Raw genomic sequence first — 21,064 nt, 5'->3', positions numbered from 1 at the left:
AGTCGATCAATGAACAGGATTTTCTCAACCTTCGGTTTTTCGCTATGGATAGCGTTGCTGTCACCGATGGTAATCGCGGCCAATCTGCAGGCGCTGGATGTTGCGGCGTTGCCGGGTGATCGTGTCGAACTCAAGTTGTCGTTCGACGGCCCGCCGCCGCAACCCAAGGGTTACACCACCGAGTCGCCGGCGCGTATTGCGCTGGACCTGCCGGGTGTCGCCAGCCAATTGGCCAACAAGAATCGCGACCTGGGCAGCGGCAATGCGCGCACTGCCACGGTGGTCGAGGCCAAGGATCGTACGCGACTGATCATCAGCCTGACCCAGTTGGCCCCGTATGACACGCGGGTCGAAGGCAATAATGTGTTCGTAGTGGTCGGGCAGGGCACCAAACCTGTGGCTGCGCGCCCGAAAACCACTGCACCACGGGCCACAACGGTTAAAGCGCCGACTCGGGCGTACGCGCCGTCCTCCAAAGCCATTCGCGGCGTGGATTTTCAGCGCGGCACGGCTGGCGAAGGCAATGTGGTGATCGACCTGTCCGACCCGACTATCGCCCCGGATATTCAGGAGCACGACGGCAAGATCATCCTCAGCTTCGCCCGCACTCAGTTGCCTGAGCCATTGCGGGTGCGCCTCGACGTCAAGGATTTCGCCACCCCGGTGCAATACGTCAACGCCGCTGTCAGCGGGGATCGCGCGGTGATCACCGTCGAACCGAGCGGTACGTTCGACTATTCAACGTTCCAGACCGACAACAAGCTGACCGTGAGCATCCGGCCGATGACGGTCGATGACTTGCAAAAGCGCAACGCCGATCGCAAGGCCTACAGCGGCGAGAAGCTTTCGCTGAATTTTCAGGACATAGACGTGCGCTCGGTGCTGCAACTGATCGCCGATTTCACCAACCTCAATCTGGTGGCCAGCGATACGGTGCAGGGCGGCATCACCTTGCGCCTGCAAAACGTGCCGTGGGATCAGGCGCTGGATCTGGTGCTGAAGACCAAGGGCCTCGACAAGCGCAAGATCGGCAATGTGTTGCTGGTGGCCCCCGCCGATGAAATCGCTGCGCGTGAGCGCCAGGAACTGGAATCGCAGAAACAGATCGCCGAACTGGCGCCATTGCGCCGCGAACTGTTGCAGGTCAACTACGCCAAGGCAGCGGACATCGCCAAGCTGTTCCAGTCGGTGACCAGTGCCGAGGCGAAAATCGACGAGCGCGGTTCGATCACCGTCGATGAACGCACCAACAACATCATTGCCTATCAGACCCAGGATCGCCTCGACGAACTGCGGCGGATCGTGGCGCAACTGGATATCCCGGTGCGTCAGGTCATGATCGAGGCGCGCATCGTCGAGGCCAACGTCGATTACGACAAGAGCCTGGGCGTGCGCTGGGGCGGTTCGATCCAGAACAAAGGCAACTGGAACACCTCCGGCGTGAGCAACGGTTCTTCGACCACCATCGGCACGCCGGGCAGTACCAGCACCAACTCGCCGTTCGTCGACATGGGCACCATCGGCAACACCTCGGGGATCGGCATCGCGTTCATCACCGACAACGTGCTGCTCGACCTGGAGCTGACGGCGATGGAGAAAACCGGCAACGGCGAAATCGTTTCGCAGCCGAAGGTCGTCACCTCGGACAAGGAAACCGCGAAGATCCTCAAGGGCACCGAGATTCCGTATCAGGAGGCCAGCTCCAGCGGCGCCACGTCGGTGTCGTTCAAGGAAGCGTCGCTGTCACTGGAAGTGACGCCGCAGATCACCCCGGACAACCGCATCATCATGGAGGTCAAGGTCACCAAGGACGAACCGGATTACCTGAACAAAGTGCAGGACGTGCCGCCGATCAAGAAAAACGAGGTCAACGCCAAGGTGCTGGTGAATGATGGCGAAACCATCGTGATCGGCGGAGTTTTCTCAAATACTCAAAGCAAGGTCGTAGATAAGGTGCCATTTCTTGGCGATGTGCCGTATCTTGGCCGCCTTTTCCGGCGTGATGTGGTTTCGGAGAAAAAATCCGAGCTGCTGGTATTTCTCACTCCGCGTATCATGAATAACCAGGCGATTGCTGTGAGTCGTTGATTCTGTGCGAAATTTGATTCTTGTAGGACCGATGGGGGCTGGTAAAAGCACCATCGGCCGATTACTGGCCAAAGAGCTGCGCCTGCCGTTCAAAGATTCCGACAAGGAAATTGAACTGCGTACGGGCGCCAATATCCCGTGGATCTTCGACAAGGAAGGCGAGCCCGGCTTTCGTGACCGTGAGCAGGCGATGATCGCCGAGCTGTGCGGGTTCGATGGCGTGGTGTTGGCAACCGGCGGCGGCGCAGTCATGCGCGATGCCAACCGCAAGGCCCTGCATGAGGGCGGGCGGGTGGTGTATCTGCACGCTTCGGTCGAACAGCAGGTCGGTCGCACTTCCCGCGACCGCAACCGCCCGTTGCTGCGCACCGGCAATCCCGAAAAAACCCTGCGCGATCTGCTGGCGATTCGTGATCCGCTGTATCGAGAAATCGCCGATCTGGTGGTGGAAACCGACGAGCGGCCGCCACGCATGGTCGTGCTGGATATCCTCGAGCGCCTGGCGCAGCTTCCACCCCGTTAAACCGTCGCCCGAAATGCGCTATCCTCGGCGTCCTGTCGAGGGTTGTGGCGGATCGCACGCAAGCGGCGTCATACCTCTCAAGGCCGGGGACGTCCGATAATTCATGGCAGGACGCCTGCTTCCATCTTCACTGTGGGGACACATGCAGACACTCAAGGTCGATTTAGGCGAGCGCAGCTACCCGATTCATATCGGCGAAGGTTTGTTGGATCAGCCCGAGTTGCTGGCGCCGCATATCCACGGGCGGCAAGTGGCGATCATCTCCAACGAGACCGTAGCGCCGCTGTATCTCGAACGTCTGACTCGCAGCCTCGCGCAGTTCTCGGTGATTTCCGTAGTGCTGCCCGACGGCGAAGCCTTCAAGAACTGGGAAACCCTGCAACTGATCTTCGACGGCCTGCTGACTGCACGTCATGACCGCCGCACCACCGTGATCGCCCTGGGCGGCGGGGTGATCGGCGACATGGCCGGTTTCGCGGCGTCCTGCTACCAGCGCGGTGTCGATTTCATTCAGATTCCAACCACGCTGCTGTCCCAGGTCGATTCGTCGGTGGGCGGCAAGACCGGGATCAACCATCCGCTGGGCAAGAACATGGTCGGTGCGTTCTATCAACCGAACGTGGTGCTGATCGATACCGCCTCGCTGAATACCCTGCCGGCGCGCGAACTGTCCGCCGGTCTGGCCGAAGTCATCAAATACGGGCTGATCTGCGACGAGCCGTTCCTGACCTGGCTCGAAGAAAACGTCGATCGCCTGCGCAATCTCGATCAGCAAGCCCTGACTTACGCGATCGAGCGCTCCTGCGCCGCGAAGGCTGCGGTGGTCGGCGCCGATGAGAAAGAAACCGGCGTGCGCGCCACGCTCAACCTCGGCCACACCTTTGGCCACGCCATCGAAACCCACATGGGCTATGGTGTCTGGTTGCATGGCGAAGCAGTCGCCGCGGGCACCGTGATGGCGCTGGAGATGTCCGCGCGTCTGGGCTGGATCAGCGAGCAGGAGCGCGATCGCGGCATTCGTCTGTTCCAGCGCGCCGGTCTGCCGGTGGTTCCGCCTGAAGAGATGAGCGAAGCCGATTTTCTCGAACACATGGCAATAGATAAAAAAGTGATCGACGGTCGTCTACGCCTGGTGCTGCTGCGCCGGATGGGCGAAGCGGTGGTGACCGCCGATTATCCGAAAGAGGTTCTACAGGCCACGCTGAGCGCGGATTACCGCGCTCTGGCTCAGCTTAAAGGTTAATAAGATTCCGATGACTAGTTTGCATGCCGACGAGGCGTTCCTCGGCCATTACCAGTTAAGCCACGACCCTTTCGCTCCACGGGTGCCGGGCTTCAAATTCTTCCCGGCCCAGCGCAAACCAGTGCTGGGTCAACTGCATCATCTGGCGCGTTACAGCCAGTTGCTGCTGGTGGTTACCGGCCCGCAAGGCAGCGGCAAGACCCTGCTGCGTCAGGCGCTGGTGGCCAGTACCAACAAACAATCGGTGCAGAGCGTTGTGGTTTCTGCGCGCGGTGCCGGCGATGCGGCGGGCGTGTTGCGCCAGGTTGCTCAAGCGCTGGACGTGGCGCAGGCCGACGTCGGTGCGATTCTTGATCAGGTAGTGCAGTTGGCGCTGACCGGTCAGGAAGTCTATCTGCTGGTAGATGACGCCGAGCAGCTCGACGAATCCGCTCTCGAAGCGCTGATGGCGCTGGGTGCCGGCGCACCGGAAGGTCGCCCGCACGTGTTCCTGTTCGGCGAGTCGTCGCTGATCGCGCAGCTTGAGGCTTTGCAGCTTGAGGAAGAGCGTTTCCACGTCATCGAATTGCAGCCGTACACCGAAGAAGAAACCCGCGAATATCTCGATCTGCGTCTGCAAGGCGCTGGCCGCGGTATCGAACTTTTCACCGCGGATCAGATCTCTGATATTCACGAAAGCTCCGAGGGTTGGCCGGGTAATATCAACCAGGTCGCTCGAGATGCACTGATCGAAGCCATGATTGCCAGCCGCTCTGCGGTCAAGCGTCCAAGTATGGGGTTCAACATGCCGAAGAAACACGTATTGGCGATTTCCGCCGTCGTTGTGGTCGCGGTCGCTGCCGCCTGGCTGATGCCGGGTCGCAACAAGACACCGACTACCGGTGCGCCGGCCAACGAACAGGCGCAACTGCCATTGGGTCAAGGCACGCCTCAGGCGGGCGCCAACCCGTCCGTCGAATTCAACGGCAATACGCAGCCAATGCCGCTGCCGCTGGTTGGCAACTCGCAACCGGTGATGCGTGGCCCGTTGGCTGAGGCCGCTGGCGGTATCACCGAAGGCGACGACGGCGTGCCGCTCGAAGGCTCCAGCGATACGCCGCCAACCGTGACCACTTCCGCGCCACCTGCGGGCGTTCCGGCCGGTCCTGCGCCGACACCGGTTCCAGTGCCTGCGGCCAAGCCGACGCCTGCGCCGACCCAGATCGCCACCGCCAAGCCTGCTCCGGTTGCACCAGCGGTGAAACCGGCTCCAGCACCGGCCAAGCCTGTTGCAGCGGCCAAGCCGGCCGAGAAGCCTGTCGTCGTGGCCAAAGCTGCTGGTGGCAGCTGGTACGCCGGCCAGCCGACCAGCAACTACGTGGTGCAGATCCTAGGCACCAGCTCCGAGACGGCTGCGCAAAGCTTCGTCAAGGAGCAGGGCGGTGAGTACCGTTATTTCAAGAAAGTCCTCAACGGCAAGCCGCTCTACGTGATCACCTACGGCAACTTCGCCAATCGTGATGCGGCTGTTTCTGCCATCAAGGCCTTGCCAGCGAAGGTTCAGGCTGGTAAACCTTGGCCTCGCACTGTCGCCAGCGTCCAACAGGAACTGGCAACAACTCGCTGAAGATTCGGCGGCCTTACCCAGGCCGCCACTCCAGGCACCTCAAAATTTCCGCAAGTGCGCGCCGCCTCTACAGGCCGCGTGCCTTGTGGTGTCTGCGTCACAGTAGTCTTTGAGTCGTTGCGGTCAAAATTAAAAAAGTTTTGACTAGCACAGCAGATCGCTTTAAACCTTTCACAAATGCGACATGAATTTGCGACATTTCGTCGTCAAATTTGTGAGCCTCTGTGTCGCTGTGTACAATGACCACCCTTTTGCCCCCGCTAAGCCGGCGTACGTTCGGCGCGGATCGCAAGTGGTTGAATTGAAAAGAAATTTGCCTCGAAAAGAGGCAGCCTGGTGAGAAAGTGTCTATGAAAGCAGGTCTGTACCAACCAGATGAATTCAAGGATAACTGTGGTTTCGGCCTGATAGCCCATATGCAGGGCGAACCCAGTCATACCCTTTTGCAAACGGCCATTGAGGCCCTGACCTGCATGACCCACCGCGGTGGGATTAATGCCGACGGCAAGACCGGTGACGGCTGCGGTCTGCTGATTCAAAAACCCGACGCCTTCCTGCGTGCTATCGCCCAGGAAACTTTCGGCGTCGAGTTGCCCAGGCAATACGCCGTGGGCATGGTTTTCTTCAACCAGGATCCGGTCAAAGCCGAAGCTGCTCGCGAGAACATGAACCGCGAGATCCTCGCTGAAGGCCTGCAACTGATCGGCTGGCGCAAAGTGCCCATCGACACCAGCGTCCTTGGCCGGCTTGCCCTTGAGCGCCTGCCGCAGATCGAGCAGGTGTACATCGGCGGCGAAGGCCTGAGCGATCAGGACATGGCGGTCAAGCTGTTCAGCGCCCGTCGTCGTTCGTCGGTGACCAACGCTGTCGACAGCGACCACTACATCTGCAGCTTTTCGCACAAGACCATCATTTATAAAGGCCTGATGATGCCGGCCGATCTGGCCGCCTTCTATCCGGACCTGAGTGACGAGCGCCTGCAAACCGCGATCTGCGTGTTTCACCAGCGCTTCTCCACCAACACCCTGCCGAAATGGCCGCTGGCTCAGCCATTCCGCTTCCTCGCCCACAACGGCGAAATCAACACCATCACCGGTAACCGCAACTGGGCTCAGGCCCGTCGGACCAAGTTCACCAACGATCTGATGGATCTGGAAGAACTCGGCCCGCTGGTCAACCGCGTCGGCTCCGACTCATCGAGCATGGACAACATGCTTGAGCTGATGGTCACCGGCGGCATCGACCTGTTCCGTGGCGTGCGCATGATCATTCCGCCTGCGTGGCAGAACGTCGAAACCATGGACCCGGATCTGCGTGCGTTCTACGAGTACAACTCGATGCACATGGAGCCGTGGGACGGCCCGGCCGGCGTGGTCATGACCGACGGTCGCTACGCGGTGTGCCTGCTCGACCGTAACGGTCTGCGTCCGGCGCGCTGGGTGACCACCACCAACGGTTTCATCACGGTTGCGTCGGAAATCGGCGTCTGGAACTACCAGCCAGAAGACGTGATCGCCAAGGGCCGTGTCGGTCCGGGCCAGATCCTTGCCGTGGACACCGAAACCGGGCAGATCCTCGATACCGACGCGATCGACAACCGACTGAAATCCCGTCATCCGTACAAGCAATGGCTGCGCAAGAATGCCCTGCGCATTCAGGCGACCATGGAAGACAACGACCACGGTTCGGCTTTCTACGACGTCGATCAGCTCAAGCAATACATGAAGATGTATCAGGTCACGTTCGAAGAGCGCGATCAGGTGCTGCGTCCGCTTGGCGAGCAAGGCTATGAAGCCGTTGGCTCGATGGGCGACGATACGCCGATGGCGGTGCTGTCCCAGCGCGTGCGCACGCCGTACGACTATTTCCGTCAGCAGTTCGCGCAGGTCACCAACCCGCCGATCGATCCGTTGCGTGAAGCCATCGTGATGTCGCTGGAAATCTGCCTCGGTGCCGAGCGCAACATTTTCCAGGAGTCGCCGGAACACGCCTCGCGCGTGATCCTCAGCTCGCCGGTGATTTCGCCGGCCAAGTGGCGCTCGCTGATGAACCTCGACCGCCCGGGTTTCGAGCGTCAGGTCATCGACCTCAACTACGATGAAAGCCTCGGCCTCGAAGCGGCGATCCGCAACGTGGCCGATCAGGCTGAAGAAGCCGTGCGCGCCGGGCGTACCCAGATCGTCCTGAGCGACCGCCATATCGCCCCGGGCAAACTGCCGATCCACGCCTCGCTGGCCACCGGTGCGGTGCATCACCGCCTGACCGAAAAAGGCCTGCGCTGCGACTCGAACATCCTCGTCGAAACCGCCACTGCGCGCGACCCGCATCACTTCGCGGTGCTGATCGGTTTTGGCGCTTCGGCGGTGTATCCGTTCCTCGCGTACGAAGTGTTGGGCGACCTGATCCGTACCGGTGAAGTGCTGGGCGACCTCTATGAGGTGTTCAAGAACTACCGCAAAGGCATCACTAAAGGTCTGCTGAAGATCCTGTCGAAGATGGGCATCTCGACCATCGCCTCGTATCGCGGTGCGCAGTTGTTCGAAGCCATCGGCCTGTCCGAAGAAGTCTGCGACCTGAGCTTCCGTGGCGTGCCGAGCCGCATCAAGGGTGCGCGTTTCGTCGATATCGAAGCCGAGCAGAAAGCGCTGGCCGCCGAAGCCTGGAGCCCGCGCAAGCCGATCCAGCAGGGCGGTCTGCTGAAGTTCGTCCACGGTGGCGAATATCACGCGTATAACCCGGACGTGGTCAACACTCTGCAGGCCGCTGTGCAGCAGGGCGACTACGCCAAGTTCAAGGAATACACCGCGCTGGTGGACAACCGTCCGGTGTCGATGATCCGCGACCTGCTCAAGGTCAAGACCCTCGACACGCCGCTGGACATCAGTGAAATCGAACCGCTGGAATCGGTGCTCAAGCGCTTTGACTCCGCCGGTATCTCTTTGGGCGCACTGTCGCCGGAAGCTCACGAAGCCCTGGCCGAAGCCATGAACCGCCTCGGTGCGCGTTCCAACTCCGGTGAAGGCGGCGAAGACCCGGCGCGTTACGGCACCATCAAGAGTTCGAAAATCAAACAGGTCGCGACGGGCCGTTTCGGTGTTACTCCGGAATACCTGGTCAACGCTGAAGTGTTGCAGATCAAAGTCGCACAGGGCGCCAAGCCCGGCGAAGGTGGTCAACTGCCGGGCGGCAAGGTCAACGGGCTGATCGCCAAGCTGCGTTATGCAGTGCCGGGCGTGACCCTGATTTCGCCGCCGCCGCACCACGACATCTACTCGATTGAAGACTTGTCGCAGCTGATTTTCGACCTGAAACAAGTCAATCCGAAGGCGCTGGTTTCGGTGAAACTGGTAGCGGAAGCGGGCGTCGGCACTATCGCCGCCGGTGTGGCCAAGGCTTATGCGGACTTGATCACCATCTCCGGTTACGACGGTGGCACCGGCGCTTCGCCGCTGACTTCGATCAAATACGCTGGTGCTCCGTGGGAGCTCGGCCTCGCCGAAACTCACCAGACCCTGCGTGGCAACGACCTGCGTGGCAAAGTCCGGGTGCAAACCGACGGTGGCCTGAAAACCGGCCTCGACGTGATCAAGGCGGCGATCCTCGGCGCTGAAAGCTTCGGCTTCGGCACCGCGCCAATGATCGCGCTGGGCTGTAAATACCTGCGCATCTGCCACCTGAACAACTGCGCCACTGGCGTCGCGACGCAGAACGAGAAGCTGCGTAAAGATCACTACATCGGCACCGTCGACATGGTGGTGAATTTCTTCACCTACGTCGCCGAAGAAACCCGTGAGTGGCTGGCCAAGCTCGGCGTGCGCTCCCTCGAAGAGCTGATCGGTCGCACCGATCTGCTGGAAGTCCTCGAAGGCCAGACCGCCAAGCAAAACCACCTGGATCTGACTCCGCTGCTCGGCAGCGATCACATCCCGGCGGACAAGCCGCAGTTCTGCCAGGTCGAGCGCAACCCGCCATTCGACCAAGGCCTTTTGGCCGAGAAAATGGTCGACATGGCCACCTCGGCCATCAATGACATGAGCGGCGCCGAGTTCGATCTGGATATCTGCAACTGCGACCGTTCGATCGGCGCGCGGATCTCCGGCGAAATCGCGCGCAAGCACGGCAATCAGGGCATGGCGAATGCGCCGATCACCTTCCGCTTCAAGGGCACTGCCGGTCAGAGCTTTGGTGTGTGGAACGCCGGCGGGCTGAACCTTTACCTCGAAGGCGACGCCAACGATTACGTCGGCAAAGGCATGACCGGTGGCAAGCTGACCATCGTGCCGCCGAAGGGCAGCGTCTATAAAACTCAGGACAGTGCAATCATCGGCAACACCTGCCTGTACGGCGCCACTGGCGGCAAGTTGTTCGCCGCCGGCACCGCAGGCGAGCGTTTCGCCGTGCGTAACTCCGGTGCGCACACCGTGGTCGAAGGCACTGGCGATCACTGCTGCGAGTACATGACCGGTGGTTTCGTCTGCGTGTTGGGCAAAACCGGTTACAACTTCGGCTCTGGCATGACCGGTGGTTTCGCCTACGTGCTCGACCAGGACAACGCCTTCGTTGACCGGGTCAATCACGAACTGGTGGAAATCCAGCGGATCAGCGGCGAGGCGATGGAAGCCTACCGCAGCCACCTGCAACGCGTGCTGAACGAGTACGTCGAGGAAACCGACAGCGAGTGGGGTCGTGAACTCGCCGAGAACCTCGATGATTACTTGCGCCGTTTCTGGCTGGTCAAGCCTAAGGCTGCCAATCTGAAATCGTTGCTTTCCAGCACTCGTGCCAACCCGCAGTGATATGCGCCTGAAGAGTTTGATGAGGTTTTAACAATGGCTGAACGTCTGAATAACGACTTCCAGTTCATCGACGTCGGGCGCAAAGATCCGAAGAAGAAACTGTTGCGTCAACGCAAGAAAGAGTTCGTGGAGATCTACGAACCGTTCAAACCCCAGCACTCGGCCGATCAGGCCCACCGCTGCCTGGGTTGCGGCAACCCGTATTGCGAATGGAAGTGCCCGGTGCACAACTTCATTCCCAACTGGCTGAAGCTGGTGGCCGAGGGCAACATCCTTCAGGCCGCCGAGCTGTCGCACCAGACCAACACCCTGCCGGAAGTCTGCGGCCGGGTGTGTCCGCAGGATCGTCTGTGCGAGGGTGCCTGCACCCTCAACGACGGCTTTGGCGCGGTGACCATCGGTTCGGTCGAGAAGTACATCACTGACACCGCGTTCGCCATGGGCTGGCGTCCGGACATGTCCAAGGTCAAACCGACCGGCAAACGTGTCGCGATCATCGGCGCCGGCCCGGCGGGTCTGGGATGTGCCGATGTGCTGGTGCGTGGCGGCGTGACCCCGGTGGTGTTCGACAAGAACCCGGAAATCGGCGGTCTGCTGACCTTCGGCATCCCCGAGTTCAAGCTTGAGAAGAGCGTGCTGAGCAATCGTCGCGAAGTCTTCACTGGCATGGGCATCGAGTTCCGCCTCAACACCGAGGTCGGCAAGGACGTGACCATGGAGCAACTGCTCGCCGAATACGATGCGGTGTTCATGGGCATGGGCACTTACACCTACATGAAGGGCGGCTTTGCCGGTGAGGATCTGCCGGGCGTGCACGACGCACTGGATTTCCTGATCGCCAACGTCAACCGCAACCTGGGCTTTGAAAAGTCGCCGGAAGATTTCGTCGACATGAAAGGCAAGAAGGTTGTGGTACTCGGCGGCGGCGACACGGCGATGGACTGCAACCGAACGTCAATTCGCCAGGGTGCCAAGTCGGTGACCTGTGCGTATCGTCGTGACGAAGCGAACATGCCCGGCTCGCGCAAAGAGGTGAAGAACGCCAAGGAAGAAGGCGTGAAATTCCTCTATAATCGCCAGCCAATCGCTATCGTCGGCGAAGATCGGGTTGAAGGCGTGAAGGTGGTCGAGACCCGTCTCGGCGAACCGGATGCCCGTGGCCGTCGCAGCCCCGAGCCGATCCCTGGCTCCGAGGAGATCATCCCGGCCGACGCCGTGGTTATCGCTTTCGGTTTCCGCCCAAGCCCGGCGCCGTGGTTCGAACAGTTCGAGATCCAGACCGACAGTCAGGGCCGCGTTGTTGCGCCTGAGCAAGCTCAGTACAAACACCAGACCAGCAACCCGAAAATCTTTGCTGGCGGCGATATGGTGCGTGGCTCTGACCTGGTAGTGACGGCGATCTTCGAAGGGCGCAATGCCGCTGAAGGGATCCTCGATTACCTCGGTGTCTAACTGACTGCATCGCAATACCTGTGGGAGCTGGCTTGCCAGCGATAGCATCACCTCGGTTTGGCAGACAAACCGAGGTGCCTGCATCGCTGGCAAGCCAGCTCCCACAGTGATTTGTGGTGTTACAAAGTCGGTGTTCCAGCGCAATAAATTGACCCGATAGACAAAAGGCTGACCTGCAACCGTGCCTTTTGCGTCGCGCTCTGAGAAAATGCCCGCACTTTTTTTGCGGATGCCGACATGACTGCCCTCAAGAACGACCGTTTCCTTCGTGCCCTGCTCAAGCAACCCGTAGACGTCACTCCCGTGTGGATGATGCGTCAGGCCGGTCGCTATCTGCCGGAATACCGCGCCAGCCGCGCCAAGGCCGGTGACTTCATGAGCCTGTGCATGAACCCGGAGTTCGCCTGCGAAGTCACCATGCAACCGCTCGACCGCTATCCACAGCTGGATGCGGCGATCCTGTTTTCCGACATCCTGACCATCCCCGATGCCATGGGCCAGGGCCTGTACTTCGAAACCGGTGAAGGCCCGCGCTTCAAGAAAGTCGTCAGTACGATGGCCGACATCGAAGCCCTGCCGATCCCGGATCCGCACAAAGACCTCGGCTACGTAATGGACGCGGTCAGCACCATCCGCCGCGAACTCAACGGTCGTGTGCCGCTGATCGGTTTCTCCGGCAGCCCGTGGACTCTCGCGACCTACATGGTTGAAGGCGGCTCGTCGAAAGACTTCCGCAAGACCAAAGCCATGCTCTACGACAACCCGCAAGCCATGCACCTGCTGTTGGATAAACTCGCGCAGTCGGTCACCAGCTACCTCAACGGCCAGATCATGGCCGGCGCGCAAGCGGTGCAGATCTTCGATACCTGGGGCGGCAATCTGTCGGCGGCGGCGTATCAGGAATTCTCGCTGGCCTACATGAAGAAAATCGTCAGCGGCCTGATCCGCGAGCACGAAGGTCGCAAGGTCCCGGTGATCCTGTTCACCAAGAACGGCGGCCTGTGGCTGGAAAGCATCGCCGACGCTGGCGCCGACGCACTCGGCCTGGACTGGACCTGTGACATCGGCAATGCCCGCGCCCGCGTTGGCGACAAAGTTGCGCTGCAAGGCAACATGGACCCAACCGTGCTCTACGCCAAACCGGAAGCCATTCGCACCGAAGTCGGGCGCATCCTCGCCAGCTACGGCAAAGGCAGCGGCCACGTGTTCAACCTCGGCCACGGCATCACGCCGGAAGTTGATCCGGAACATGCCGGTGCGTTCCTGCGCGCGGTGCATGATCTGTCGGGGCAGTATCACGAGTGATCGCGCTTCAATAAAGAACGCCCGGCTATATGCCGGGCGTTTTTGTTTCAGGCGTTGACGCCACCCAATGGCGGCAACTTCGCCAGCTTCAACGCCACCAGCAACGCCACGAGCAACAGTGCGCCAATAAACAACCCGATCCCGTTCCACCCACCGATATGCCAGAACACCCCGCCCGCAGTGCCGGCGATGCTCGAGCCCGCGTAATAACTGAACAGATAGAGCGACGAAGCCTGGCCCTTGGCCTTGACCGCCCTACGCCCGATCCAGCTGCTGGCCACCGAGTGCGCAGCGAAGAAGCCGAAGGTGAAGATCAGCATGCCGATAATCACCAGCGGCAGCGGTGTAAACATAGTCAGCGCGAGGCCGGCGAACATCAGCGCGATGGTCGCCCACAGCACTTTGCGTCGACCCAGTTGGTCGGCCAGCGAACCAATCTTCGCCGAGCTGTAGATCCCGGATAGATACACCACTGACAGCAGGCCGACATACGCCTGATCGAGGTTGTACGGCCCGGCCAGCAGGCGATAGCCGATGTAGTTGAACAGGGTGACGAATGCGCCCATCAGCACGAAGGCTTCAAGAAACAGCAACGGCAGACCGGCGTCGCGAAAGTGCATGGTGAAGCCGTCGAGCAGGCTGCGCGGGTGCAGCGAGCGCGAGCGGAAGTTGCGCGACTCGGGGAGGATTTTCCAGAACACCGCTGCCGCTATCAGCGCCAGACCACCGATCACCAGCATCGCCGTGTGCCAGCTGACGAAGTCGATCAGCACTCCGGTGATCAAGCGTCCACTCATCCCGCCAATCGCGTTGCCGCCGATGTACAAACCCATCGCCAGGCCAATGTGCTGCGGGTGAATTTCTTCGCTGAGGTAAGTCATGGCGACTGCCGCCAGCCCGCTCAGCGACAAACCGATCAGCGCACGCATCACCAGCACGCCTTCCCAGCTTGGCATCACCGAACTGGCGATGGTGCACAGCGCCGCCGCGAACAGTGCCGCGACCATCACCGGTTTGCGCCCGACCCGATCCGAAACTGGGCCGGTGATCAGCAGACCGATAGCGAGCATGCCGGTCGCCACCGACAGAATCAGACTGCTCTGCGCCGCGTTGATCGAATATTCGTGAGACAGCAGCGGCATCATCGGCTGCACGCAGTACAGCAACGCAAAAGTCGCGAAGCCGCCACAGAACAGCGCCAGCACCGTGCGCATGAACGCAGGTGTGCCTTTTTCGATGTAGATTTCTTGCAGTTCGGCGAGCACATCGTCGGCTGCGGCGGGCGGGACTTCGTGGGCGAGAGGGGCGACAGCAGTTTTCACTTCAGACCTCGGAGGGCGCGGCCGGTCAGGCAATGAAAAAATCATATAGCTGGCTATTGTTTCTATCCAATATATTGTTCGACCTGTTTGATAGCTTTAACGACCTAATGGGATTTGCATGGAATTACGTCATCTGCGCTACTTCATCGCCGTCGCCGAAGAACTGCACTTCGGCCGCGCCGCTCAGGTGCTGGGCATCTCCCAACCACCGCTGAGCCAGCAGATTCAGGCGCTGGAACAAGAGGTCGGCGCGCGGCTGTTCGAGCGCACCAACCGTCGGGTCGAGCTGAGCGAGGCCGGGAGATTGTTCCTGCAAGAGGCGCGGTTGGTGCTGGCGCAGGTCGACAAAGCGGCGGATGTGGCGCGACGCGCGCAGTTAGGTGAAATCGGTGAACTGAAAATCGGCTTCACCTCTTCGGCACCGTTCAACTCGACCATTCCTCAGGCGATTTTCTCGTTTCGCCAGCGCTTTCCAGCGGTACACCTGAACCTGCGGGAAATGAGCAGCACCCAAGTCGCCGAAGCGCTGGTGGATGAATCAATCGAAGTGGGCATCATGCGGCCGCTGGGTTTGCCGGATTCGCTGAGCGTGGTCGAATTGATGCGCGAGCCTTTGGTCGCCGTGCTCAGCTCCAAACATCCGTTGGTCACCGACAGTGAGGAAGGACTATTTCTCTCGGCATTGGCCCTCGAACCTTTCGTATTTTTCCCTCGCAGTTACGGCAGCGGTTTGTACGCGCAACTGTTAAGCCTGGCGCGTGATGCCGGGTTCAGCCCGCACTTTGCGCAGGAGGCCGGCGAAGCGATGACCATCATTGGCCTGGTGGCAGCGGGGTTGGGCGTCTCGGTGCTGCCGGCGTCTTATCAGCGGATGCGCATTGACGGCGTGGTCTATCGGCCGCTGCTTGACCCCGAAGCGATCTCGGCAGTGTGGCTGGTGCAGCGCAAGGATCAGAAATCACCGATGGCCAAGGCGTTTGTCGATCTGCTCACGCGCAAGGTCGAACAAACCTGACGGCTTCGCCGTCAATCGCTGGCAAGCCAGCTCCCACAGGTTTCGCTGTTGTTCACATTTTTGTGTACATCCAAAACCCTGTGGGAGCTGGCTTGCCAGCGATGACGTCAGCTCAATCACCACATATTTCAGGGCAGCCGCACCAAATCCCCCTTCAACGCCACCCGCGTGACGAAGACCCCCGCCCGACATTCGTACGTATTCAAATCCTTGCGCACCCGCTGGTCGTAATAGCTGACGATATTGGTCACCGCATTCGCCCCGACGCGCTTCGCATCCGCCTGCAACTTGATCAGATTCGACTGCAACACCCACTCGCACGAAGCGTGATCGCTCTTGTTGAACCCGTTGGTCTTCAGATCACTGACCACACCGCGCTGCATCAAGCGCTGGGTCCCCTGCGGCCCATTCCCCGCCAGATAAAACTTCACACTCCCATCCAGCCGCCCGGCGCGCAGGGCATCCGATACCACCGTTTCGAATGGCATGTACATCAGATTGGTCGCATGGCTGGCGCCAGGCAGCAGGCTGCAAAGGACGGCGGCGATCAGGGCTTTCACTTGCATGGTCATCTCCTTGATGGTGAAAGAGAACCGCGAATGCTCGACCCACCTCGCTCGCAGTTCCGGCAGGCGCTACGCGATGGCCTGCTTGAGCGAGTGTAGATGGTGCGAGAGAACGCACAGTTAGACGTCGTACATTTGGAGTAACGTAACTGTCGTAGGGGATATTGTCGCGGTCACGCAAGATCAGTTTTTTCTCAAACGAGTGCCACGGATGCCGCTTAGATATCAGCCCAAGGAGGGCAGCGTTCTGATTTGCGATTTCAGGGGTTATGCAACAGATGAGTTTTACGCCATAAAAACCGCAGTCAGACGGGCGCTGGGGCTGTGATGGCAGAGGAAGTGGCGCATCGAAGCCAAATGCTATCCGTTGCCCCCCGACTCGTTTTTGGGCAATACTGCAGGCGTTCCCGAAAGGGGCTTGTGAGACTCTGAGGATCCTGGGCAACCAGCCATCGCAGAGCCAGACAGGTAACCGGCCATGACAAGCCAACCTGTTTGTGAAAGGGCGCCGAAAGGCGCCCTTTGTCGTTTCTGACGCTTACTGAACCTGCGCCAGATCACCCTTCAACGCAACACCGGCCATGATTGCCCCTGCATGGCATTCATAGTTCTTCGCATCCTTGCGCTCGTTGCTCTTGTAGAAGCTGACGATGTTGGTCACGGCGTTGGCGCCGGCGCTTTTGGCGGCCTGGTGCAGGCTGATGATTGCCGATTGGGCGACCCATTCGCAGGCGACTTGATCGGACTTGTTGAAGGCGTTGGTTTTCTTGTTGGTCACGGCGCCCGGGCTGAGGACGGTGACTTTACCGGCCGGGGTGTTGCCGGCCAGGTAGAACTTCACGCTGCCATCGATTTTGCCGCTGCGGGTGGCTTCGGCGACGGCTTTGTCCAGCGGCAGGTAGACCGCGGTGTCACGGGCCTGGCTGACGGCCGGCAGGGCGCAGATCAGCAGGGTGGCGGCGGTAGCGAGTTTCTTGAAGTGCATGAAGGTCTCCTTGACCCGGATTAATTCGGTTGCGGCCAGCGGCGGAAGATCAACGAGGTGTTGACCCCGCCAAACGCAAAATTGTTGTTCATCACGTATTCATTGGTCATCTGACGGAACTCGCCGCGCAGGTAGTCGAGCTTGCCGCAGTGCGGATCGACCTCGTCGAGATTGAAGGTGTGCACGTACAGGTCGCGGTTGAGCATTTCAATGCTGAACCACGACTCCAGCGCACCACAGGCACCCAGGGTGTGGCCGAGGAAACTCTTCTGCGAGCTGATCGGCATGCGTTCGCCAAACAGACTGCTGGTGGCCAGTGTTTCGGCAATGTCGCCCTGTTCTGTCGCGGTGCCGTGGCCGTTCACATAACCGATGGCATCCGGTGTCAGGCCGGCGTCTTCCAGCGCCAGTTCCATCGCACGGCGCATGGTGGTCTGTTCCGGGCGGGTGGTGTGCTGGCCGTCGGCGTTACTGCCGAAACCGACCAGTTCGGCGTGAATGTGCGCGCCGCGAGCGAGGGCGTGTTCCAACTCTTCAAGCACCAGCATGCCGCCGCCTTCACCGATGACCAGACCGTCTCGATCCTTGTCATAAGGACGCGGACTGGTTTGTGGCGCATCGTTTTTCAGGCTCGTGGCGTACAGCGCATCGAAAACCATGGCTTCGGTCGGGCACAGTTCTTCTGCACCGCCGGCAAGCATCAGCGGCAAGCGGCCGAACTTGATCGCCTCGTAGGCATAGCCGATGCCCTGGCTGCCGCTGGTGCAGGCGCTGGAGGTCGGGATCAACCGACCGGTGAGGCCGAAGAAGATGCTGATGTTAGCTGCTGTGGTGTGCGGCATCATCCGTACGTAGGAGTTGGCGTTGAGACCCTCGGCTACCGAATTGAGCAGCATGTTGCCGAACGCTTTGATCTCGTCGGTGCTGCCGGTGGACGAGCCGCAGGCCACGCCCATGCGTCCGTCCTTGATCGCCGGGTCACCGAGCAAGCCCGCGTCGGCGAGTGCCTGTTCGGCGGCGCCGACCGCCAGACGCGAGACACGACCCATGCTGCGCAGTTGCTTGCGAGTCCAGTGCGACGGCACCACGAAATCATCGATCGGCCCGGCCAGACGCGTGTTGAGTTCAGTAAACCGATCCCATTCGTCCATCCGGCGAATGCCGCTGCGGTTGGCCGCGAAGTTGCCGGCGATGGTCTCCCAATCGCTGCCAAGAGAAGTGATGCCGGCCATGCCGGTGACGACGACGCGCTTCATCAGCACAGGCCTCCGTTGACCGCCAGCACCTGGCGGGTGATGTACGAGGCTTCCGCCGACATCAGGAAATTCACCGCACCGGCCACCTCTTCAGGCGTACCCATGCGTTGTGCGGGGATCATTTTCATCAGTTCTTCGACCGGCACGTTCTCGTCGAGCATTGCCGTGTCGATCAGACCCGGCGCGACACAGTTGACGGTGATTTTGCGCTTGGCCAATTCAATCGCCAAGGCTTTCGCGGCGCCGATAACACCAGCCTTCGAAGCGCTGTAGTTGACCTGGCCTCGATTGCCGATCATCCCGGAAACCGAGGTGATGCACACAATCCGCCCAGCGGCGCGACGACGGATCATCGGCATCATCACCGGGTGCAGGACGTTGTAGAAACCATCGAGATTGGTGCGCAGCACCACGTCCCAGTCGTCGTCGCTCAGCGCCGGAAACGCGCCGTCGCGGGTCAGTCCGGCGTTGAGTACCACGCCGTAATAAGCGCCGTGGGTTTCGACATCGGCTTCGAGAATGGCTTTGCAGCTCTCGCGGTCGGCGACGTCGAATTGCAGCACGCGGGCGTTGCGGCCCAGCGCTTGAATTTCCGCCTGCACCGCTTGCGCCTCGGCCATGCCGCTGCGGCAATGCACAACGATGTCATGTCCGGCCTGTGCCAGACGCAGGGCAATGGCGCGGCCGATGCCACGGCTGGAGCCGGTGACCAGGATTGATTCAGTCATCGTTCGACTCCTTTTTCTGTTCTAGATAATTCGCCGCGTGTGGCGGGCGGAACACGTTGAGCCGGGCGTTGGCCTCAATGCCGGGCGCGTTGATGTGGCATTCGAACACGCCCATGCCGTTGTCATCTTCCAGTGAGCGCATGCCGTGGATGGTCAGCTCGCTGCCAGCGGGAAACGCCGCGACATTGCATTCAAATTTGCGCGTGCCGAGCAGAAAGCCCAGCTCTACCGCGTTGCCTTTGAGTCGCGCATGACAACCGGCAAACGCGGCGACGCTTTGCGCCATCAGCTCGACGCCGACCCATGCCGGCAAGCTGCCGTCGGGCAGGTTGAACAGGCCGTCGGATTTGACCGTGAGACGGGTGTGGATCTGCTCATCGTCAAAGCTGAGGATTTCGTCGATCAGAATCATGTCGCCGGCGTGCGGCAGCAGTTCGGCGAGCGGCCAGTCGGTCATGGGGCGTCTCCGATAATCAGGCTGACGTTATTGCCACCGAAAGCGAACGAATTGCTCATCAGGTAGCGGGGTGCAATGGACGACAGGCGTTCGCTTGCAGTCACCCACTTCAGCGGCGGCAGCGCGGGATCGGGTTGAGCGTCCCAGACGTGTGGCGGCAATGCGTGATCGGGATTGTCGGCGCTCAGGCTCAGCCAGCAAAACGCCGCCTCCAGCGCACCGGCAGCGCCAAGGGTGTGGCCGGTCAGCGGTTTGGTTGACGAACAGGCCACGCCCTCCGGGAACAGCGCGGCCACGGCCTGGCTTTCCATCGAGTCGTTATGTTGGGTGGCGGTGCCGTGCAGGTTCAGATAGTTGATTTGCCCGGCTTGCAGATGCGCTCGACTCAGGGCCTTTTGCATCGCTTGTCGGGCGCCACGACCGCTCGGTTCCGGCGCGGAAATATGGTGCGCATCGGAGCTGGCGCCAGCACCGAGCAGGGCGATGGCCGGTCCGTCGCCGCGCTGTCTGCTCATCACGAACAACACCGCCGCTTCGCCGATATTGATGCCATTGCGGTTGGCCGAGAACGGATTGCAGCGTTGCTCGGATACTGCCTCCAGCGCCGAGAAACCGTTCAGCGTCAGCTTGCACAGACTGTCGACGCCGCCGCACAACACCGCGTCGCACAGGCCCAGATCGAGCAAGCGCTGGGCGCTCATCAAGGCGCGCGCGCTGGAGGTGCAAGCGGTGGAAATCACATAGGCCGGGCCGCTCAGTTGCAGCCAGTCGGCGAGGAAATTTGCCGGGGCGCCGAGTTCCTGTTGCCGGTAGTCGTAGTCCGCCGGGAACTGCTGGTCGCGAATGTAATGCGCCAGGCCACGGCTGGCCTCGTCGATGCCCGACGTGCTGGTGCCGAGCACAACGCCTATGCGCTCACGGCCGTAGGTGTGGATCGCCTGGTCGATGTCGTCGCGGATCTGCAACGCGGCTTCCAGCAACAGCTGATTGTTGCGGCTGCGCTGGGCCGACAGCTCTGGCGGAATCGGAGCGAGGTCGCCATGCACGGCGGCCACCGGCAACTCGCGCTCCGGCACCCAGCCAGATTCGAGGCGCATGCCTGAGCAATCGCCGGCGAACAGTTTGTGCGCCACGGTTTGCTTGTCGCGACCGAGGGCACAGATCACGCCGAGGGCATTCAGGTAAGCAGTCATGGCGTCGATTCACCGAGTGGCGACACGCGATAGTGCGGGCCTTGGGGCAGATTCAATTCGAAGCTCAACGGTTGTGAATAACGGATATCCCAGCGCGCTGGCAGGGAGCGTTGCCCGGCCTGTTGTTGCGCTGCCGGATAGTTGCGCTTCAGCTCACCGGATGGCGTCAGGGCGAACAGCAGCGCAGCGAACAGCTCTCGGGCTTCCGGATTTGGCGGCAACAGACCATCGGCCTGCCAGTGTCCGTCGATCAGTTGCTGACGCGCCTGAGGAATGCCCAGCGGGTCCATCATCGACCAGCGGATGCCCGGGCCTTCGCGCTGGATCACCAGCAGCCAGTCCTGACGCTGCTCGGCCAACGTGCGCTCGATATGCAATTGCAGCGGCAACGGCAGATCCGGATTGCCCGCCGGCAACGGCGCCTGACTGGCGCAAGCACTGAGCAACATTACAACGCCAACCACAAACAGCCGCCACACTGCGGACACTGTGGGAGCTGGCTTGCCAGCGATGGCGTCGGCACATCCGA

16 protein-coding genes are annotated in these 21,064 nt (G+C 60.8%); 8 read left to right on the top strand and 8 right to left on the bottom strand.

Translation table 11 applies throughout. The features are described 5' to 3' along the window. Window positions 1-9: 9 nt before the first annotated feature. The 7 genes from pilQ to hemE all read left to right on the top strand — a co-directional run bounded on the left by pilQ (window position 10) and on the right by hemE (window position 13,013). Window positions 10-2,088, top strand: coding sequence for a type IV pilus secretin PilQ (pilQ, locus tag ACOI8A_RS16565; protein ID WP_420646901.1), 2,079 nt, complete (start codon window positions 10-12; stop codon window positions 2,086-2,088). Between the two features lie 4 nt (window positions 2,089-2,092). Then, the gene (aroK, locus tag ACOI8A_RS16560; RefSeq protein WP_420646902.1) at window positions 2,093-2,611 is read left to right on the top strand and encodes a shikimate kinase AroK; all 519 of its coding nucleotides are present in this window, start codon (window positions 2,093-2,095) and stop codon (window positions 2,609-2,611) included. Between the two features lie 142 nt (window positions 2,612-2,753). Then, window positions 2,754-3,854: a 3-dehydroquinate synthase gene (gene aroB, locus ACOI8A_RS16555; RefSeq protein ID WP_420646903.1), complete on the top strand. Its 1,101-nt coding sequence runs from the start codon at window positions 2,754-2,756 to the stop codon at window positions 3,852-3,854. A gap of 10 nt (window positions 3,855-3,864) precedes the next feature. Next, on the top strand, window positions 3,865-5,460 hold the full coding sequence (locus tag ACOI8A_RS16550; RefSeq protein WP_420646904.1) for an AAA family ATPase: 1,596 nt from the start codon (window positions 3,865-3,867) through the stop codon (window positions 5,458-5,460). Between the two features lie 350 nt (window positions 5,461-5,810). Then, entirely contained in the window at window positions 5,811-10,256 is a 4,446-nt protein-coding gene (gltB, locus tag ACOI8A_RS16545; RefSeq protein WP_420647168.1) for a glutamate synthase large subunit, read from the top strand. 33 nt (window positions 10,257-10,289) lie between these two features. Continuing rightward, window positions 10,290-11,708 carry an FAD-dependent oxidoreductase gene (locus ACOI8A_RS16540; RefSeq protein ID WP_420646905.1) on the top strand — a complete coding sequence of 473 codons (1,419 nt, stop codon included), beginning with the start codon at window positions 10,290-10,292 and terminating at the stop codon, window positions 11,706-11,708. A 237-nt stretch (window positions 11,709-11,945) separates the two neighbouring features. Further along, window positions 11,946-13,013, top strand: coding sequence for a uroporphyrinogen decarboxylase (gene hemE, locus ACOI8A_RS16535; RefSeq protein ID WP_420646906.1), 1,068 nt, complete (start codon window positions 11,946-11,948; stop codon window positions 13,011-13,013). A 47-nt stretch (window positions 13,014-13,060) separates the two neighbouring features. Here hemE and ACOI8A_RS16530 read toward each other — a convergent pair whose 3' ends face one another. Then, window positions 13,061-14,335: an MFS transporter gene (locus ACOI8A_RS16530; RefSeq protein WP_420651280.1), complete on the bottom strand. Its 1,275-nt coding sequence runs from the start codon at window positions 14,333-14,335 to the stop codon at window positions 13,061-13,063. Window positions 14,336-14,453: 118 nt separating this feature from the next. On the opposite strand from ACOI8A_RS16530, the gene ACOI8A_RS16525 reads away from it, so the two are divergent. Beyond that, window positions 14,454-15,350: a LysR substrate-binding domain-containing protein gene (locus ACOI8A_RS16525; protein WP_420646908.1), complete on the top strand. Its 897-nt coding sequence runs from the start codon at window positions 14,454-14,456 to the stop codon at window positions 15,348-15,350. Between the two features lie 128 nt (window positions 15,351-15,478). On the opposite strand, the gene ACOI8A_RS16520 is transcribed toward ACOI8A_RS16525, so the two are convergent. The 7 genes from ACOI8A_RS16520 to ACOI8A_RS16490 form a co-directional block, all read right to left on the bottom strand. Continuing rightward, window positions 15,479-15,916, bottom strand: coding sequence for an excinuclease (locus ACOI8A_RS16520; RefSeq protein ID WP_420646909.1), 438 nt, complete (start codon window positions 15,914-15,916; stop codon window positions 15,479-15,481). 538 nt (window positions 15,917-16,454) lie between these two features. Beyond that, the gene (locus ACOI8A_RS16515) at window positions 16,455-16,901 is read right to left on the bottom strand and encodes an excinuclease (protein WP_420646910.1); all 447 of its coding nucleotides are present in this window, start codon (window positions 16,899-16,901) and stop codon (window positions 16,455-16,457) included. Between the two features lie 20 nt (window positions 16,902-16,921). Further along, window positions 16,922-18,157 (bottom strand): beta-ketoacyl-ACP synthase, encoded by a 1,236-nt coding sequence (locus ACOI8A_RS16510; RefSeq protein WP_420646911.1) that lies wholly within the window; start codon window positions 18,155-18,157, stop codon window positions 16,922-16,924. Next, window positions 18,157-18,885, bottom strand: a complete 729-nt coding sequence (gene fabG / locus ACOI8A_RS16505) for a 3-oxoacyl-ACP reductase FabG (protein ID WP_420646912.1) — start codon at window positions 18,883-18,885, stop codon at window positions 18,157-18,159. Before fabG ends, ACOI8A_RS16510 begins: the two co-directional genes overlap by 1 nt. Then, window positions 18,878-19,342, bottom strand: a complete 465-nt coding sequence (locus ACOI8A_RS16500) for a hotdog family protein (RefSeq protein ID WP_420646913.1) — start codon at window positions 19,340-19,342, stop codon at window positions 18,878-18,880. Before ACOI8A_RS16500 ends, fabG begins: the two co-directional genes overlap by 8 nt. Beyond that, the gene (locus tag ACOI8A_RS16495; RefSeq protein ID WP_420646914.1) at window positions 19,339-20,535 is read right to left on the bottom strand and encodes a beta-ketoacyl-[acyl-carrier-protein] synthase family protein; all 1,197 of its coding nucleotides are present in this window, start codon (window positions 20,533-20,535) and stop codon (window positions 19,339-19,341) included. Before ACOI8A_RS16495 ends, ACOI8A_RS16500 begins: the two co-directional genes overlap by 4 nt. Further along, window positions 20,532-20,984 (bottom strand): hypothetical protein, encoded by a 453-nt coding sequence (locus ACOI8A_RS16490; RefSeq protein WP_420646915.1) that lies wholly within the window; start codon window positions 20,982-20,984, stop codon window positions 20,532-20,534. Before ACOI8A_RS16490 ends, ACOI8A_RS16495 begins: the two co-directional genes overlap by 4 nt. Between the last annotated feature and the right edge of the window lie 80 nt (window positions 20,985-21,064).

Origin of the sequence: Pseudomonas sp. P4795, from assembly GCF_048822895.1 — a bacterium.
Classification (GTDB): domain Bacteria; phylum Pseudomonadota; class Gammaproteobacteria; order Pseudomonadales; family Pseudomonadaceae; genus Aquipseudomonas.
This window is presented reverse-complemented; position numbering and strand designations above follow the sequence as displayed.